This is a genomic window from Methanobrevibacter sp., assembly GCF_050872065.1.
Lineage (GTDB): Archaea > Methanobacteriota > Methanobacteria > Methanobacteriales > Methanobacteriaceae > Methanocatella.
In genome coordinates, this window is sequence record NZ_JBNMGD010000008.1 from 23,410 (window position 1) to 40,595 (window position 17,186).

Annotated in this window: 15 protein-coding genes and 2 tRNA genes; 14 read left to right on the forward strand and 3 right to left on the reverse strand. The window is 31.3% G+C overall.

Annotation, left to right across the window (positions count from 1 at the left end; genetic code table 11):
* The first annotated feature begins 13 nt into the window (after positions 1–13).
* The 6 genes from purC (at position 14) to ACR0P1_RS02125 (ending at position 6,486) form a co-directional block, all read left to right on the forward strand.
* A complete protein-coding gene (gene purC / locus ACR0P1_RS02100; protein WP_432644751.1) occupies positions 14–742 on the forward strand; it encodes a phosphoribosylaminoimidazolesuccinocarboxamide synthase in 729 nt (242 codons plus the stop codon).
* Positions 743–1,009 carry a phosphoribosylformylglycinamidine synthase subunit PurS gene (purS, locus tag ACR0P1_RS02105; protein WP_432644752.1) on the forward strand — a complete coding sequence of 89 codons (267 nt, stop codon included), beginning with the start codon at positions 743–745 and terminating at the stop codon, positions 1,007–1,009.
* Positions 1,010–1,018: 9 nt separating this feature from the next.
* On the forward strand, positions 1,019–1,663 hold the full coding sequence (gene purQ, locus ACR0P1_RS02110; protein WP_432644753.1) for a phosphoribosylformylglycinamidine synthase subunit PurQ: 645 nt from the start codon (positions 1,019–1,021) through the stop codon (positions 1,661–1,663).
* A gap of 9 nt (positions 1,664–1,672) precedes the next feature.
* Entirely contained in the window at positions 1,673–2,392 is a 720-nt protein-coding gene (gene cobA, locus ACR0P1_RS02115; protein WP_432644754.1) for a uroporphyrinogen-III C-methyltransferase, read from the forward strand.
* A complete protein-coding gene (glmS, locus tag ACR0P1_RS02120) occupies positions 2,393–4,180 on the forward strand; it encodes a glutamine--fructose-6-phosphate transaminase (isomerizing) (protein ID WP_432644755.1) in 1,788 nt (595 codons plus the stop codon).
* Positions 4,181–4,575: 395 nt separating this feature from the next.
* A complete protein-coding gene (locus ACR0P1_RS02125) occupies positions 4,576–6,486 on the forward strand; it encodes an Ig-like domain-containing protein (RefSeq protein WP_432644756.1) in 1,911 nt (636 codons plus the stop codon).
* Here the strand turns inward: ACR0P1_RS02125 and ACR0P1_RS02130 are convergent.
* Positions 6,483–7,697 carry an MnmC family methyltransferase gene (locus tag ACR0P1_RS02130; RefSeq protein WP_432644757.1) on the reverse strand — a complete coding sequence of 405 codons (1,215 nt, stop codon included), beginning with the start codon at positions 7,695–7,697 and terminating at the stop codon, positions 6,483–6,485. The two genes, ACR0P1_RS02125 and ACR0P1_RS02130, sit on opposite strands and share 4 nt — an antisense overlap.
* Positions 7,698–7,868: 171 nt before the next feature.
* Between ACR0P1_RS02130 and tgtA the strand changes: the two genes are divergently transcribed.
* The 8 genes from tgtA (at position 7,869) to ACR0P1_RS02170 (ending at position 15,544) form a co-directional block, all read left to right on the forward strand.
* A complete protein-coding gene (gene tgtA, locus ACR0P1_RS02135) occupies positions 7,869–9,845 on the forward strand; it encodes a tRNA guanosine(15) transglycosylase TgtA (protein WP_432644758.1) in 1,977 nt (658 codons plus the stop codon).
* A gap of 4 nt (positions 9,846–9,849) precedes the next feature.
* On the forward strand, positions 9,850–10,518 hold the full coding sequence (locus tag ACR0P1_RS02140) for a class I SAM-dependent methyltransferase (RefSeq protein ID WP_432644759.1): 669 nt from the start codon (positions 9,850–9,852) through the stop codon (positions 10,516–10,518).
* Between the two features lie 9 nt (positions 10,519–10,527).
* The gene (locus tag ACR0P1_RS02145) at positions 10,528–11,955 is read left to right on the forward strand and encodes a flippase (protein WP_432644760.1); all 1,428 of its coding nucleotides are present in this window, start codon (positions 10,528–10,530) and stop codon (positions 11,953–11,955) included.
* A gap of 52 nt (positions 11,956–12,007) precedes the next feature.
* Positions 12,008–12,081: transfer RNA gene (locus ACR0P1_RS02150), tRNA-Gly, on the forward strand.
* Positions 12,082–12,089: 8 nt separating this feature from the next.
* Positions 12,090–12,163 (forward strand) — tRNA-Gly (locus ACR0P1_RS02155).
* 140 nt (positions 12,164–12,303) lie between these two features.
* Positions 12,304–13,341, forward strand: coding sequence for a hydroxymethylglutaryl-CoA synthase (locus tag ACR0P1_RS02160; RefSeq protein ID WP_432644761.1), 1,038 nt, complete (start codon positions 12,304–12,306; stop codon positions 13,339–13,341).
* Between the two features lie 12 nt (positions 13,342–13,353).
* The gene (locus ACR0P1_RS02165) at positions 13,354–14,511 is read left to right on the forward strand and encodes a thiolase domain-containing protein (RefSeq protein ID WP_432644762.1); all 1,158 of its coding nucleotides are present in this window, start codon (positions 13,354–13,356) and stop codon (positions 14,509–14,511) included.
* A 94-nt stretch (positions 14,512–14,605) separates the two neighbouring features.
* Positions 14,606–15,544: a DUF1848 domain-containing protein gene (locus ACR0P1_RS02170; protein WP_432644763.1), complete on the forward strand. Its 939-nt coding sequence runs from the start codon at positions 14,606–14,608 to the stop codon at positions 15,542–15,544.
* 24 nt (positions 15,545–15,568) lie between these two features.
* Here ACR0P1_RS02170 and ACR0P1_RS02175 read toward each other — a convergent pair whose 3' ends face one another.
* Entirely contained in the window at positions 15,569–15,886 is a 318-nt protein-coding gene (locus tag ACR0P1_RS02175) for a hypothetical protein (RefSeq protein ID WP_432644764.1), read from the reverse strand.
* A gap of 18 nt (positions 15,887–15,904) precedes the next feature.
* Complete coding sequence (locus tag ACR0P1_RS02180) at positions 15,905–16,981, reverse strand: hypothetical protein (protein ID WP_432644765.1); 1,077 nt, start codon at positions 16,979–16,981, stop codon at positions 15,905–15,907.
* Between the last annotated feature and the right edge of the window lie 205 nt (positions 16,982–17,186).

Here is a 17,186-nt window from a genome sequence, read left to right on the forward strand (position 1 = left end):
TTCTGTTGATATCATGAACAAAAAAGAGTTAATTAATAGTGGTAAAGTAAAAAGTGTATTCAACACAGACGATGATGATAAAGTACTCATCGAGTTTAGAGATGACATGACTGCTGGTGATGGTGCAAGAAAAGAGATAATGGATAATAAAGGGGCTTATAATGCTGTAATCTCTTCTAAGATATTTAAAGTATTAGAAGAGAACGGTGTTGCAACTCAATTTATTGATCTTCCAGAACCAAATGTCATGATTGCAAAAAAACTTGAAATGATTCCTATTGAAGTCATTGTTAGAAATATTGCAACTGGTAGTTTAGTACGTAAATACCCAATTGAAGACGGTACTGAATTAAATCCACCAATTGTTCAAATGGATTTCAAAGATGATGAATACCATGACCCTATGCTTAATGATTCCATTATCAAAGCATTAGGAATAGCTACTCAAGAAGAAATTGATACTTTAACTGAAAAAGCTTTAAAAATCAATGAAATTCTAACTAAATTCTTCGCTGATGCAGGTATTATTTTAGTGGATTATAAAGTTGAATTCGGTAAAGATAAAGATGGAAACATTCTTTTAGGTGATGAAATATCTCCTGATGGATGCAGATTATGGGATAGCGAAACATTGGACATGTTAGATAAAGAATTATTCAGAGAAGGAAAAGATGATGAAGTTATGGCTGCTTATATAGAAGTTTATAATAGAATCATGCCTGAAGATGAAAAGGTGATTTAAATGTTATTTGATATTGAAGTTAAAATCTCACTTAAAAGTGGTATGTTAAACCCAGAAGCTACTACAATTGAAAGATCTCTAGATTTACTTGGTTATGAAGTTAAAAATGTAAAAACTGATGAAATCATTAAATTCCAAATGGAGGGTGAAGATAGAGAGGTAATCAGAGCAAATGTAACTGATATGTGTGAAAGGTTACTTTGTAATCCTGTAATTCATGATTATAAGATTAATGTTATTCCACAGAATATGGCTTGTGGTAAATAAGGTGAAAAGATGAAAATTGGAGTAATTAGATTTCCGGGAACTAATTGTGACAGAGATGTTGCAAAAGCTTGCGAACTTGCAGGCCTTGAACCAGAGTATGTTTGGTGGAGTGAAGAAAAACTAACTGACTTTGATGGTATTGTTATTCCTGGAGGATTTTCTTATGGAGATTTCTTAAGAGCAGGTGCAATGGCTTCAATTACACCCGTAATCGATGGAATTAAAGAATTAGTAAAAGAAGAAAAACCAGTACTTGGAATTTGTAATGGTGCTCAAATTTTAGGGGAAATTGGTCTTATTCCAGGAATTTTCATTACAAACGAAAATCCTAAATTCAATTGTGAATGGTCCAAATTAAAAGTTACAACTAATAGAACACCATTTACAAAAGCATTTAAAAAAGGTCAAATTATTGATCTTCCAATTGCACACGCAGAAGGAAGATTTTACACAGAAGATATTGAATTATTGAAAGATCAAGATCAAATAGTATTACAATTTGAAGGTGAAAACCCTAATGGGTCTATGGAGAATATTACAAGCGTATGTGATGAATCAGGTCTTGTTGTTGCTATGATGCCTCATCCAGAAAGGGCTTGTGAAAGTATATTTGGATCTGATGATGGTTTAAACTTCTTTAAAGGATTTTTATAAAGTGATATAATGGTAGTTTATTTAATTGGTGCGGGACCTGGAGATGCTGATTTAATAACTCTTAAAGCGGTTAAAGCTTTAAATAAGGCAGATGTTGTTTTATATGATTATTTAGCTAATGATGAAATATTAACTCATGCTCCTGAAACTGCAGAGAAAATATATGTAGGTAAAAAGGCAGGTGAGCATTATAAAACTCAAGATGAGATTAATGAATTAATTGTAAAACAAGCTGAAACTCATGAAAATGTTGTCAGATTGAAAGGAGGCGATCCTTTTGTCTTTGGTCGTGGAGGAGAAGAAATATTGGCTTTAATGGAACATGATATCAAATTTCAAGTTATTCCAGGTGTAACTTCAGCCATTGGAGCACCAACTTCTTTAGGACTACCAGTAACTCATAGAGGAGTGGCAACATCTGTCACTGTTGTAACTGGACATGAGGATCCTACAAAACCTGAAAGTCAGGTCCATTGGGATTATACTGCAGATACTTTGATTATTTTAATGGGAATTGGAAATATTAAAGAGAACACTGCTGAAATTATGAAATATCGCTCTGCTGATACTCCAGTTTGTGCTATTGAAAGTGGAACATTACCTAATCAAAATTTAGTATTTGGCACTCTTGGTGACATTTCCGATAAAAAAATTAATACTCCAGCTATTTTAATAATTGGAGATGTTGTAAACATGTATAAAGACATTTATAATTATCAGGGTGATTAAATGTGCGGAATTGTCGGTTGTATATTAAAAAATGATGATAATGTAGCTCCAATTCTTTTTGATTGTATTTCTAAATTAGAATATAGGGGATATGATTCAATTGGTTTAGCTACTTACAGTGAAAATAAAATTCACATTAAAAAAGATAAAGGTAAAATTGAAGAAGTAAATAATAAATTAAATCTCTCCGATATGCCTGGAAACTTTGGTATTGCTCATGTAAGATGGGCTACACATGGTGATCCATCTAAATTAAACTCACATCCTCATGTTGATGAAAGAAAAGATATAGCTATTGTTCACAATGGTATTATTGAAAATTATTTGGAAATTAAAGAAAAGTTAATAAAAGAAGGTCATGTATTTAAATCTGATACTGATACTGAAGTTATTCCTCATTTAATTGAAAAATTTATGAATGAAGGTTTTGACCTTGAGCATGCACTTAGAGAAACAATTGATGTTATTCATGGAGCTTATGCAATTGCAGCAATATCAACAAAAGAACCAAATAAAATTATTGCAACTCGTAAAGATTCCCCATTAATTGTTGGAATCGGTGAAAATGGATATTATCTCGCATCAGACTCTCCAGCTATTTTAAAATATGCTAAGGACATTATTTATCCTGAAAGAGGAGAAATTGTCATTCTTGATAAGAATGGTGTTGTTGTTCATGATGAATTTGATAATGTGATTAACAAAGAAATAGAATCAATTGACTGGACACCTGAAATGGCTGAAAAAGAGGGTTATGATCATTTCATGATTAAAGAAATTAATGAGCAAGCAGTTGCTGTTAGGAATACTTTGACTCAAAAAGAACATATACAGAGCATTATTGATGATATTGAGGGAGATATCCAAAGAATTTGTTTTGTTGCATGTGGGACTTCTTATCATGCATCACTGACTGGAAAATATTTGATTGAATCTCTTGCAGGTATTCCAACAGATGTTATTTTAGCTTCAGAGTTCAAATATTCTGCTAATACTTTAAATGATAAAACTTTAGTTATATTCATTTCACAATCTGGTGAAACTGCTGATTCACTTAAAGCATTAGACATTGCAAATCAAACATCAAAAACTTTAGGTATTGTTAATGTAGCGGGTTCATCAATTACAAGAAGAGCTAAATATGTGATTCAAACTCAAGCAGGTCCTGAAATTGGAGTTGCAGCAACAAAAACTTATCTGGCTCAACTTACATCAATTTACTTATTTTCAGCATTGCTTTCTAAAAATGATGAGTTACTTGATGAGCTTGATAAGGTTCCAGGTTTCATTGATGAGACTCTTGAAAATGTTGAATTTATAAAAGGAATTTCTAAAAGATATAATTATGCTCGTGATTTCTTTTATTTAGGAAGAGGATTTTCATATCCTACTGCTCTTGAAGGTGCTTTAAAACTTAAGGAGATTACTTATATTCATGGTGAGGGTTATGCTGCAGGGGAACTTAAACACGGTCCTTTAGCTTTAATTGATGAAGGAATTCCTGTTGTGGTTATTGTCCCTCCGGGTGATTCTTACAGAAAAACAATGAGTAATTTAGAGGAGGTTAAATCTCGTGGAGCTAATGTGCTTGCTATTGGTTCAGCTAATGATGATGCTTTGAAGGAACAAGCAGATGATGTTATTACAATTAATCCTGAAGTAGATGAGTTAATTGCACCTTTAATTTATGTGATTCCTCTTCAGTTAATTGCATATTTCATTACTCTTGAGAAAGGGCATGATCCAGATAAACCTAAAAATTTAGCAAAATGTGTCACTGTTGAATAGTTAATTCAACATTATTTATTTTTTTTTATTTAACTATTTTTTGCACTTTAATTCTTATTTTAGTATACATAAAGTGGTTATTTGTATTTTATTTTAAATTAGTAGTGTTAATTTAATTTCATAGAATAAACATGTGTCTATATTGTATTTATTCGTTGTTGAGTTTTCAAATCCATTTCCTTTTATTTTTCATTTTTGGGATTTAAATTTTCATTTAGTTTTTTCTTTTGTTGCTAGTTTTAGTTATTCCAAGATATTTATTATAATTTTTAGCTTTTTATTTCTTTATTTTCTTAATTTAGACTTATTTGAACTTATTTTGCAAAACAAAAGCTTTTTATACATTAAATCAAATAACAATTAAATACAAAAAAATTATTAAATGGAGTTTATTCATGGTTAATAAAAAAATTTGTTTAAGTTTATTAACACTAGTTTTTATGTTATCGATTTCCGCAGTTGTTGCAACTGATACGAATTTGACTGATATGAATTTGAATGATGATGTAATTCCTAGTGATGATGACAATGAGGGCTCGTTGGAATTTCCTCAAGAAGCACGTACAATGAATAATACCATTAATTCGACTCAAAAAGAAGATTATGTCTTGAAAGGTAATGATGTAACTGCTTATTATAAAGGAGAAGTTAATTACAAGGTATCTCTCTCAAATGGCAGTTCTCCAGTATCTGGAAAATCCGTTACATTAAAGATTAATGGTAAAAATTATAATAGAGTAACTGATTCTACAGGTAAAATTTCTTTTTTAATAACTGGTTTATCTGTTGGAAATCATGTAATCACTGTTTGTTATGGTAATTTAACAATAAAAAACAATATTAAAATATTGGATATCGTAAAAGGAAAGGATGTTACTACAACTTATAAACATTCTGTACCGTATTCTGCTACTTTTTTAAAAACTAATGGTAAGTCATTAGCTAATACTTATGTCAAATTTAAAGTAAATGGTAAAACATATACTAAGAAGACAAATTCTAAAGGTGTGGCTCAATTAAATGTTGGTTCAAAAATTGGTACTTATAAGATTTATGCAATACATCCTAACGGACGTACAATTTCAAATAAGATTACTGTAAAAAATTCAATTGTATCTAGCAATTTGAAAAAACATTATAGGAGTTCAAGAGTATTCAGTGCGACTTTTTATGGTAAAAATGGTAAGGTATTAAAAGGTAAAACCATTAAATTTTATACCAAAGGAACTTATTTCTATAAAAAAACTAATTCAAAAGGTGTAGCTTATATCAAAGTAATTTCCGCTCCTGGAACATATAAGATTACTTCAATTAATACTAATACTGGTGAGAAAAAATCAAATACTCTTACTGTTTTATCAACATTAGAAGCTAAATCAATGACAGTTTTTACTGGTACTACTTCAAAATTCCAAGTTAAACTTTATAAAGGTGAAAGTATTGCTAAAAATACTAAAATGACTGTTTATGTTGATGGTGCTAAAAAGAGAGTAACCACAAACTCAAATGGTATTGCAACTGTTAGTTTTAAATTAAATAAAGGAACTTATAATTTTAAATCAGTTGATCCTTTCACAGGTTATGTCTTGAATAAGAAGGTATCTGTAAAATTATCTTCAATTAATGCCCTTGATGTTAATGCAATAGAAGGAAAAGAAGGTTTGTTTATTGCTAAACTTTTAAAACAGGATGGTAAAGCAGCTACTAACACATACATTGAAATGACTATTGATGGTGTAAAACACAATGTTAAAACTAATTCAAAAGGTATTGCAAATTATAAGTTTACTTTTAAAAATCCGGGTGTTCATACTGTAATTTGTAAAGATTTAAGTACTGGATATAAGATAACTAAGAAAATTAATGTTGTGGAAGTGGGTAAAGGTAAATCTTATGATCAATTTGGTGTTTCAGAAGATGGTAACTCAATGTTAGTGATTGGTAGACCATCTGCTTCTGGTGAACTGGCTAAATATGGTTATACATATTATAAAACTGAGTTAAGTAGGACTTGCCCTATCTGTGGAAGCCATGAACTCTATTGGGGTATTTTTTGGGCTTCTGGTAATGGGGGAACTTTCCCAAAAACACCTAGTCGTCCAGCTCATTATGATGAGGGTAGCCTAGAAGGTATTATTATTTGTATGCATTATACTGGTGGCGGTGAGTATTGTGATGCGGATTGGTCCGTCTTTTCACATAATCATGATGGTAGTAGTAGAAACTTAAAACTTCTATCAAATCCGGTTAAATCATCAGAATTAGAAGCATATTTACTTAAAAGTGGATATTATGTTAAAGTTTAATATCCATCTTTAACTTTTTTTAATTTTTCTTTCATATTCAATATTCTATTGGTTGAATTGTTTTTTTCATCTTGTTTTTCTTGGTATTCCTTTTCACATTCGATAATGTAGAATGCTTCTGGTGAAGTTGTTGAGGGTATATTCATTTTTTCAAGATTTCTTTCAACACGTCTTTTTAATTTTTCATCATTTTCCATTGCATCACCTAAAAAAATAGGTGTTTTAACAGCAGATGAGATTTTAGTATTATGACGTGCATCATGTCTTTCTTCAGAACGTTTATTTAAGATAAACTCACTGGAATTATTCAAACCAGGGTCTCTAAATGGAATTCCAACATCTGAAAGTGCAATTCTAATCTCATCATTTTTGGGAAGTGAATAATCAAGCATTTTTGGATTTGGGCTGGCAAGTGTTCCACCTTGTTTTCTTCCAAAGATTGGGCCAAGGCCGATGTAGAAACCAGCTTCAATAAATGCTGCTCGAACGGGTGCTGATGAAGTATAAGTTGCAATAATACCATTATTTTTGATTATTCTTTTAAATTCCTTGAAAAATTCAAGTGAGAATAGTTCTGGTGCCATGTTTTGGCTGAATGGATCTAAGAATATTGCATCATAAGTATTATCTTCAAGATTTTGAACAGTTTGTCTTGCATCTTCAACGAATACATTAATATTGATATTTTCTGGGATTTCACATTTTTCTAAACTCAAAGTGGCATAATCTAGTTTTATTAATTCATCTTCAATTGCTTTTTTAGTAATGTCATGTTCTGGTATTGGAGATGGAACTAAAAGGCCACATGCAAATGTTGCTTTGGAAATTTCTACCATATCTACTTTTAAATTTGAATCATGATTATTTTTTATAAAATCTGCAATAGCTGCTGATGAATTATAACCTAATCCTGCACAAATATCTAATATGGCAATATCTTTTGTGTAATCAAATTTCATTGGTTTGATAAATTTCTCAAATGATTCACTTATTGCTCCTGTAGATGTATGTAATGTTTCAACTTTATGGTTTATTTCTTTTGAATTAATAGAATATGATCCATCATCAGTTAAAACAAAATAATCATTGTAAGTATCAAAAAAATTAATCCTACTTTCATTATTTCGACTACTTTTTTCCTGATTGAAACATTCGTTTACCAAATCAAAAATATCATCATTAATTATTCTAGCACTATTCTCATAACTCATTTTATCTAAGTTTAATTTTTGAAAGTCCTTTTTAATAAACTTTAAATATTTGAGCAAACTTTATATAATTTTCTAATTAAAATAAAACTTAGATATCATAATAATCCAATTTTTTGGATATATTTTTTTTAATGAATTTTTTTACTTGAATTAAAATACAAGGTTTATAATATGTTTGAAATTAAAGCAAAGGATAATATGGGTCGTGTGGGTGTTTTAAAAACTAAACACGGTAATGTGAAGACTCCTGCATTAATGCCAGTTATTCATCCTAGAAAACAGGCAATCGATGTTGCAAAATATGGTGCAGACATTGTGATTACTAATGCTTATTTGATTTATAAAGATGATGAATTGAAACAAAAAGCAATTGATGAGGGGTTACATAAATTAATTAACTTCGATGGTCCGATTATGACTGATTCTGGGTCATTTCAGTTATCTGTTTATGGTGATGTTGAAATAACAAATAAAGAAGTAATTGAATTTCAAGAATTAATTAAGACAGATATTGGAACTAGTCTGGATATTCCAACAGCGCCATTTGTAGACAGGGAAAAAGCAGAAAGTGATTTGGAGATTACTTTAGAACGTGCAAAAGAAGCAGTTGAATTTAAAAAAGAGAATAATATTGAGATGTTATTGAATTCAGTTGTTCAAGGATCTACTTTTCTTGATTTAAGGCAAGAATGTGCTCGTGAACTTTCAAAACTCGATGCTGATTTATATCCAATAGGTGCAGTTGTTCCATTGATGGAATCTTACCATTACAAAGATTTAGTTGATGTTGTAATGAATTCTATGAAAGAATTATCAGATAGTGTTCCTCGTCACTTGATGGGTGCAGGACATCCTATGATTTTTGCATTATGTGTAGCAATGGGTTGTGATTTATTTGATTCAGCAGCTTATATTCTATATGCAGAAGATGATAGATTCTTGACAACAAGAGGAACTTATAAACTTGAAAACTTGCATGAAATGCCATGTTCTTGTGAAGTTTGTACTAAATATACTCCAGATGATTTAAGAGCAATGCCTAAAAAACAAAGGAGAGATTTAATTGCTCAACATAATTTGCATGTTTCATTTGCAGAATTAAGGCGTATTAGACAAGCTATTTATGAAGGTAGTTTAATGGAACTTGTAGAAGAACGTTGTCGTGCTCATCCTGCACTTTTAGATGCTGTAAGACAACTTGGAATGTATGCTGAGGATTTAGAAAAATATGATCCAAGAAGTAAAAAATCAGCATTCTTTTATACTGGTCCTGAATCATTAGGAAGACCTGAAGTATTAAGACACATTCAAAAGTTAATGGCAATGCCTAAAAAGAGAGACTTAATTTTACTTCCTCCATCAAGAAAACCATATTCTAAGTTTATTTCAGGAAAGCTTGGTGATTTCTATAGGTATGGTGAAGAACATGAAATTGATTTGGATAATGCAGATTTTATGGTTGTAGATGTGCCATTTGGTTTAATTCCTCTTGAAATTGATGAACTTTATCCATTAAGTCAAAGTGCAACTCCAAAAATACGTGATGTGGATGCAATTGAATTTTTACAAGATTTCATTGATGAATTTTCAGGGAATTATGAGCAAGTTTTAATCCATTCAAGAGTTCTTAAAGATTTAGAAATTGAAGAGGAAGATAATCTTGTTGATGTAGAAATCAGGTATGTTAAAGATGATGTTAAAAAAATAAAGGCTATTGCTGACTATCAATTTGGTGTGGGTGCTGGTGAAGCATTATTCTCAGGTAAAATTAATATTGAGAAAAGTAAAAAAACAGGTAAAATAAGGCATATTTATGATGGCAAAACATTACTTGTTAATATGAGGGCTTCTGATTCATTTTTAGTTTTATCAAAAGAAGGTGCAAGAAGACTTCACTCTGCAATGCCATCTCCATGTAATAGAGTTGTTGTAAATAAGGATTCCGAACCGTTTGCACTTGATGGTAAAAGTGTATTCTGTAAGTTTGTTGTTGATTGTGATGATAATATACGGTCTAATGATGAAGTTCTGATTGTAAATGAAGATGATAAATTGCTTGCTTATGGTAAAGCACTGCTTGGAGCTTGTGAAATAAAAGAATTAAAAACAGGACAAGCTATCAAAACACGTAAAGGTATGAAAAAGTGATATTATGGTGGATAATGACAAAGTAAATACTGGTCACAATATTGAAGATAAGGAACTCATTGTAAATGCAAGAAAACCTGTTGGTGAATTAGGTCATCAAATATTGGACAGAATGAATAAATCCCACGAATCCATGGCACAATGGGGCGTAAGCCATTTTGAAGTTCAAAGTGACAGTAAAATATTGGATATTGGATGTGGTGGTGGAAAAAACATTGAACGATTTGCTAAACAAATTTCTGAAGGTGGAAAGGTAGTCGGTATTGATTACTCTGATGTAAGTGTTGAAAAATCTTCTAAATTAAACCAAGAATTCATAGATCAGAAAATTGTTGATGTATTACAGGCATCTGTTTCTGATATGCCATTTGATGATGCGACTTTTGATATTGTCACTGGTTTTGAAACAATTTATTTCTGGCCAGATTTTATAAGTGATTTAAAAGAAGTTAATAGGGTTCTTAAAAAGGATGGTTTGGTATTTTTCTGTAATGAAGCAGTTTATAGAGAAGGTGAAATGGAAAAATATGATGATTTGGTTGAACTTTTGGACATGAAGATTTATTCAGAAGATGTATTGAAAGAGTCATTGGAAAAAACTGGTTTTAAAGATTTTAAAGCTTATTTAAATGATGAAAACGATTGGATCTGTGTAACTGCAAGAAAAATTTAAGGTAATATAATGGCTAATAAAGTAAGAACAGTATTTGCAAATATTAGTTTTATGCTAATTTCACAGATTATTGCTAGTGTTTGTGCTTTTGTTTGGACAATTGTTACTGCCTGGTATTTAGGACCTTCTGATTATGGTATATTTGGTGCAGCAGTATCATTTGCTGCACTTTTTGGTATTATCCTTGATTTTGGTCTTCCTACTTATGTTGTTAGGGAAATATCTACGGATTTTGCTAATGAACATAAATTTTTGGATAATGCAATATCTCTTAAGATATTTTTATCAATATTCTATATCCTTGTAGTTTATGCTTCGGTCTTAGTTCTTGGTTGGAATTCCAAACTTGTTGTTGCTTGTGTATTGTTGGCGTTTGAGAATATTATAAAATCTTATCATGCTATTTTATTTACTTCATTCCAAGCACATGAGAAAATGAAGTATCAGGCAATTACCAACACTGTTCTTAATGTTTGTACATTAGTGTTTATTCTTTTAATAACCTGTACAGATTATAGTTTAATGGGAATTTTGATGGCTTATATTGTTGGGAATTTCATTGCATTAATCTATGAGATATATGCACTTAGAAAGCATATTATTAAGCCTAAGTTATCTTTTGACTTTAGTTTTTATAAAGTATTGTTAGTTGCAGGTTTTCCTTTTGCTTTAACTGGTCTTTTTTATACTATTTACTATTCAATTGATCTTGTTATGCTCACTCAATTTGCAACTACTTATGCAACAGGTCTTTATAATTCAGCATATAAACTTATAGCTGTTTTATCATTGTTTTATACAATTTATTCTTCTGTTGTTTTTCCTGTAATGAGTAAATTATTCACTGATGAGAAAGATTTGCTTAGTTTTAGTTTTGTAAAATCAGTTAAATATTTAATGTTAGTCACTATTCCAATTGCAGTATTCACTTCATTTTATTCATATCAGATTATTGGAATTTATGGAGCTGAGTATATTGAAGCTGGCGGTGTTTTGCAGATATTAATATGGACAGTATGTTTCCTGTTTGTTAATGGAGCATGCTCATTAATATTGAACGCATCACATCAAGAATATTCAGTTACAAAAATTTATACAATTGCTGCGGTTTTTAATGTTTTATTAAATTTAGTTTTAATTCCGAAGTATTCAGTTTACGGTGCATCAGTTGCAACTGTTTTAAGTGAAATTTTAATATTGATTTTAGAGTTGTATATGCTTAGGAAAATTAACCAGCTTCCTGATAAGAAGGTGATTTATGATATTTTAAGGATTATTTTTGCATCTATAGTCATGGGTGTTGTTTTATATGTTCTTAATCTTAATTTATGGGTTGCTATGGTTGTATCCGTAGTGGTTTATTTCATAGTTATTATATTAATTAAAACTATTGATAATGAAGATAAGATGATTATTAAGCAAATTATCAACAGATAATCGAAATATTTATATATGAGTAAAACATAACTATGTATGTTGTTAGTTACATGCGGTGTTAGTCCAGCCTGGTTAAGACTCTAGCCTGCCACGTTAGAGACCCGGGTTCAAATCCCGGACGCCGCATTTTTATAGCAGTTGTGGTATAGTCTGGTTATTACTTGGGCCTTCCAAGCCTACAACCCGGGTTCGAATCCCGGCAACTGCACCTTTTATATAAATGCTCTTTTTTTCTAAATTTATTGTTTTATTTAAAATATCTTTCAATTTTAGTTAATTTTATATAATAATATCATAATACATATAATTGAATTATAATTTCTTTATATATTATTTTAAGGTGATTTAATGGTCGGAATAGTAGGATATGGGGCGCATGTTCCCTCATATAGAATTAAAGTAGAAGAAATTGCTAAAGTTTGGGGGGATGACCCTGTAGCTTTATCAAGAGGATTAGTAGTCAATGAAAAATCCGTTCCTTCTCCTGATGAAGATACTGCAACAATTGCAGTTACTGCTGCTAGATATGCTCTAGCAAGAGCTCAAATTGATCCAAAATATATTGGTGCTGTTTATGTTGGTTCTGAATCACATCCTTATGCAGTAAAACCAACTGCTTCTATTGTCGCTGAAGCAGTTTGTGCAACTCCAAAATTAACTGCTGCTGATTTGGAATTTGCTTGTAAAGCAGGAACCGCTGGTATTCAAATGTCTATGGGGCTTGTTGAATCTGGTATGGTTGATTATGCTTTGGCTATTGGTGCTGATACATCTCAAGGTGCTCCTGGTGATGCTTTAGAGTACACTGCATCTGCTGGTGGTGCTGCTTATATTATTGGTAATGATAATACTATTGCTGATATTGAACACACTTGTAGTTACACAACAGATACTCCTGATTTTTACAGAAGAGAAGGTGAACCTTACCCATCTCATGGTGGACGTTTTACAGGTGAACCAGCTTACTTTAAACACGTTTTAAGTGCTGCAAAAATGTTATTAGATGAAACTAATACTACTCCTGAAGATTATGATTATGCCTGTTTCCATCAGCCTAATGGTAAATTTTACTTAAGAGCAGGTAAAAAGTTAGGATTTACTTCAGAACAAATTGAAAGAGGTTTATTAACTCCTAATATTGGAAACACTTACTCTGGTGCTGTACCATTAGCTTTATCTAATATTTTAGATGTTGCTAATCCTGGAGATAAAATATTTGTCGTATCCTATGGATCTGGTGCTGGAAGTGATGGTTTCAGTATAACTGTCAAAGATGAAATTGAAGAAAGAAGAGAATTAGCTCCAAAAACAGAGGATATCATCAGTAAAAAAACCTATGTTGATTATGCTGTATATGCTAAATTCAAAGGTAAAATTAAAATGTAAGGGGGCTTAGATATGAGAGATGTTGCTATTGTAGGAGTTTCACAAACAAAATTTGGTGAATTATGGGATTCATCATTTAGAGATTTAATTGCTGAGGCTGGTGTAAAAGCTTTAGTCGATGCTGAAATTGATGGTGCAGATATTGAAGCAATGTTTGTTGGAAATATGTCCTCAGGACTTTTTGTACAACAAGAACACATTGCTGCTCTTATTTCTGACCATGTTGGTCTTAATCCAATTCCAACCACAAGAGTTGAAGCTGCTTGTGCATCAGGTGGTTTAGCTTTAAGACAAGGTATTATGGCTGTTGCATCAGGATTTCATGATGTAGTAATTTCTGCAGGTGTGGAAAAAATGACTGATGTAGTTGATGCTACTCCAGCTATTGCTACCGCATCCGATCAAGAATGGGAAGCACAACAAGGAGCTACTTTCCCATCATTATATGCAATGATTGCTAAAAGACACATGTACGAATATGGTACTACTCGTGAACAATTAGCACAATTTTCAGTAGTAAATCATAAAAATGCATCTAAAAACCCAAATGCACAATTCCCATTTGAAATTAGTGTGGATAAAGTAATAAATTCCACATCAGTAGCTGACCCATTAACTTTACTTGACTGTTCTCCTGTATCTGACGGAGCAGCAGCGGTTGTAATGGTTCCTGCTGAAGATGCTAAAAAATACACTGACACTCCAATTTATGTAAAAGCTTCCGCACAGGCTTCCGGAACTTTAACTTTACATGACAGAAAAGATTTAACCACTATTGAATCAACAAAGGTCGCATCCAGAAAAGCTTATGAAATGGCTGGAGTTACTCAAAAAGACATTGATTTAACTGAAGTTCACGATTGTTTCTCAATTAACGGACTTTTAGCTGTAGAAGATTTAGGATTTGCTGAAAAAGGTAAAGGTGGAATAGCTATTGAAGAAGGTCAAACTGAAATTGATGGTGATTTCCCTATAAACACATCCGGTGGTCTTAAAGCACGTGGACACCCATTAGGTGCAACCGGTATTGCTCAAGCTGCTGAAATAGTATGGCAACTTAGAGGAGAAGCTGGTGGACGTCAAGTGGACGGTGCAGAAATCGGTATGACTCACAACATTGGAGGTACCGGGGGTACTGCGGCTGTACACATTTTCGGAAGAGATTTATAAATCTCTTATTTTTTTTCTTTTTTTATGATTCTTGCTTTTTTTTTAAAATCCAAATACTTTTTCTGCTGACCATCCAAAAATAGTAATTGATAAAATGATAATTAACGTTGGCGCAAGGACAGATATAGTGAACTATTACACTCCTTGGTTATTAAACAGGATTCGTGAAGGATATGCATATTCAAGGAATCCATTTGTAAGAGAGAATGTGTACAAGTTAAAATTAACACCCGGAGATGTTGATTGCTTACTGTTCTGCTCTAAAAACTATAAACCTATACTTGAACATATAGGTGAGATAGATGAAAAGTATAATATATTGTGCAATTATACAATTACTGCCTATGGTAGGGACATTGAACCTAAAGTTCCATCGATAGACCAGTCAATTAATACCTTGGAAAAGTTATCTGATATCGTCGGTAAAAATAAAATTCTCTGGAGATATGATCCAATACTTCTGAGTGAAAAATATACTGTGGAAAAACACCTTGAAACATTTGAATATATAGCTGAGAAAATATCACCTCTGGTTTCTAGATGTATTTTCAGCTTTGTGGACATGTATAAAAAAGTTGAAGAGAATATGCCGGAAATAATTTCATTGACTCTTGGGGATAAAGAAAGGTTATTGAAAGGAATTGGGAGGATATCCAAAAAGTATAATCTTTATACTCAGACATGTGCAACAGATGAAATCTATGAAAAATATAATATTCATAATAGTGGATGTACAACACGTGAAATACTAGAACAGGCACATAATGTTGTCTATAAAAATGTTAAAGCTAGTGGAATGAGAAAAAACTGTCGTTGCATTCCATCAAGAGATATTGGTGCTTACAATTCCTGTTTAAGTGAATGCAAATATTGCTATGCCAATAGTAAACCGGATATTCCTAAAAATGTCACAAAATTACACGATGAAAGTTCTCCGTTATTGCTCGGACACCTTAAAGAAACAGATAATCTAATTGATATAGAAGTAATGAGGTATATTGAACCTAAACAGACAACTTTATTTGATTTTTAAGGTGATGGTATTATATTATGGATTTTATCCGTATTCTTCGCCAAGCCAGCCTTGATTGTTTGGCCAGCCGCAGTTATCGCAGCAAACATCTTCTAATACTTCACCGCATTGAGGACAAGTCTCTTCTTCAGTTTCTTCTTCGGGTCTTTCATTACCGCAAAAGTCACATTCCCATGGATCTCCTGTATAATCAAAAAGGGTTCCACAGCTTTCACAGATGTAGAAACCGTCTTCATTATCAGTTTCACCGCAAAACGGACAGTTAAATTTCAAATCGTTTTTCTCTGCTTCGTATCCACATTCTGGACATTCCAATTTAAGATCTTCATATAAGTCATACATATTATTTTTCTCCAATAATTACAATTTATTCTTTAGAATAGTTTTTTCATATAATTCTTTATCAATTTTATCTTTATTTTCTGATAAGATACCTCTTAAGCTACTTTTACAGTAGTCACAGTTGTACACTTGGTCGTTGGTAAGTGCAATATTGCATAGTTGTGTTAATTGGGTTTTGGTGAAATCAGTAGAGTAATGGTATAATTCATTTAATATTAATCTGGCTTCTCGATAATCATAAGTAACTTTTGCTAAGTTGTTTAATTGTGCATTTATCATTGCTTCTGGTTCAGTTATTTGAATAGTTTTTTTATATAATTCTTTATCAATTTTATATTTGTTGTTTAATAGTATACTTCTTAAGCTACTTTTACAGTAGTCACAGTTGTACACTTGGTCGTTGGTAAGTGCAATATTGCATAGTTGTGTTAATTGAGTTTCACTGAAATTGTCAGAGTAATAATAATATAAATTGTCCAATATTAATTTTGTTTTACTATAACCAAAACTAATTTCTTTTAGGTAGTTTAATTGTGCATTTATCAATGCTTCTGGTTCAGTTGTTTGAATAGTTTTTTCATACAGTTCTTCGTCAATTTTATATTTGTTTTTTAATAGAATATTCCTTAAATTATTTTTACAGGAGTGGCAAGTGTATACTTGGTCGTTGGTAAGTGCAATATTGCATAGTTGTGTTAATTGGGTTTTGCTGAAATCATCGGAATAATGATGATGCAGTTGATTCAATATTTTTTCTGCGTGATCATCGCAAGTAACTTTTGCTAAGTTGTTTAATTGTGCATTTATATATGATTCTGGTTCAGTTGTTTGAATAGTTTTTTCATACAGTTCTTCGTCAATTTTATTCTTGTTTTCTGATAGGATATTCCTTAAATTATTTTTACAGGAGTGGCAAGTGTATACTTGGTAGTTGGTAAGTGCAATATTGCATAGTTCTGTTAATTGATTTTCATTGAAATCCTCAGAGTAATAATAATATAGATTATTCAATATTTCTGATGCTTCGGAATAGTAAGTAACTTTTGCTAGTTCATTTAACTGTGCATTTATATATAATTCAGGTTTACATTTCAATATGTTTAAAATGAAATCATGGCAATTAAAAGGGTAGTTTAGGTCTAGAATAATGTTATAAAAGGACTCTTTCAAAAACTTTGTTGATTTGAAATTTTTTGATGAAATTGGTTTGGAATTTTTAATTTTATCTAAAAATAGTTAAATTTAATAAATAAGTGGAGTAAAAGTTTTTATCATGCTAAACCAAAAAACAAATACTCCA

What these genes read in the sequence shown, in the direction of transcription:
- ACR0P1_RS02160 (WP_432644761.1), top strand. Translation starts at nt 12,304, where the DNA reads ATGGTCGGAATAGTAGGATATGGGGCGCATGTTCCCTCATATAGAATT.
- ACR0P1_RS02165 (WP_432644762.1), top strand. Translation starts at nt 13,354, where the DNA reads ATGAGAGATGTTGCTATTGTAGGAGTTTCACAAACAAAATTTGGTGAA.
- purQ (WP_432644753.1), top strand. Translation starts at nt 1,019, where the DNA reads ATGAAAATTGGAGTAATTAGATTTCCGGGAACTAATTGTGACAGAGAT.
- cobA (WP_432644754.1), top strand. Translation starts at nt 1,673, where the DNA reads ATGGTAGTTTATTTAATTGGTGCGGGACCTGGAGATGCTGATTTAATA.
- ACR0P1_RS02145 (WP_432644760.1), top strand. Translation starts at nt 10,528, where the DNA reads ATGGCTAATAAAGTAAGAACAGTATTTGCAAATATTAGTTTTATGCTA.
- ACR0P1_RS02140 (WP_432644759.1), top strand. Translation starts at nt 9,850, where the DNA reads ATGGTGGATAATGACAAAGTAAATACTGGTCACAATATTGAAGATAAG.
- purC (WP_432644751.1), top strand. Translation starts at nt 14, where the DNA reads ATGAACAAAAAAGAGTTAATTAATAGTGGTAAAGTAAAAAGTGTATTC.
- purS (WP_432644752.1), top strand. Translation starts at nt 743, where the DNA reads ATGTTATTTGATATTGAAGTTAAAATCTCACTTAAAAGTGGTATGTTA.
- glmS (WP_432644755.1), top strand. Translation starts at nt 2,393, where the DNA reads ATGTGCGGAATTGTCGGTTGTATATTAAAAAATGATGATAATGTAGCT.
- ACR0P1_RS02170 (WP_432644763.1), top strand. Translation starts at nt 14,606, where the DNA reads ATGATAATTAACGTTGGCGCAAGGACAGATATAGTGAACTATTACACT.
- ACR0P1_RS02130 (WP_432644757.1), bottom strand. Translation starts at nt 7,697, where the DNA reads ATGAGTTATGAGAATAGTGCTAGAATAATTAATGATGATATTTTTGAT.
- ACR0P1_RS02175 (WP_432644764.1), bottom strand. Translation starts at nt 15,886, where the DNA reads ATGTATGACTTATATGAAGATCTTAAATTGGAATGTCCAGAATGTGGA.
- tgtA (WP_432644758.1), top strand. Translation starts at nt 7,869, where the DNA reads ATGTTTGAAATTAAAGCAAAGGATAATATGGGTCGTGTGGGTGTTTTA.
- ACR0P1_RS02125 (WP_432644756.1), top strand. Translation starts at nt 4,576, where the DNA reads ATGGTTAATAAAAAAATTTGTTTAAGTTTATTAACACTAGTTTTTATG.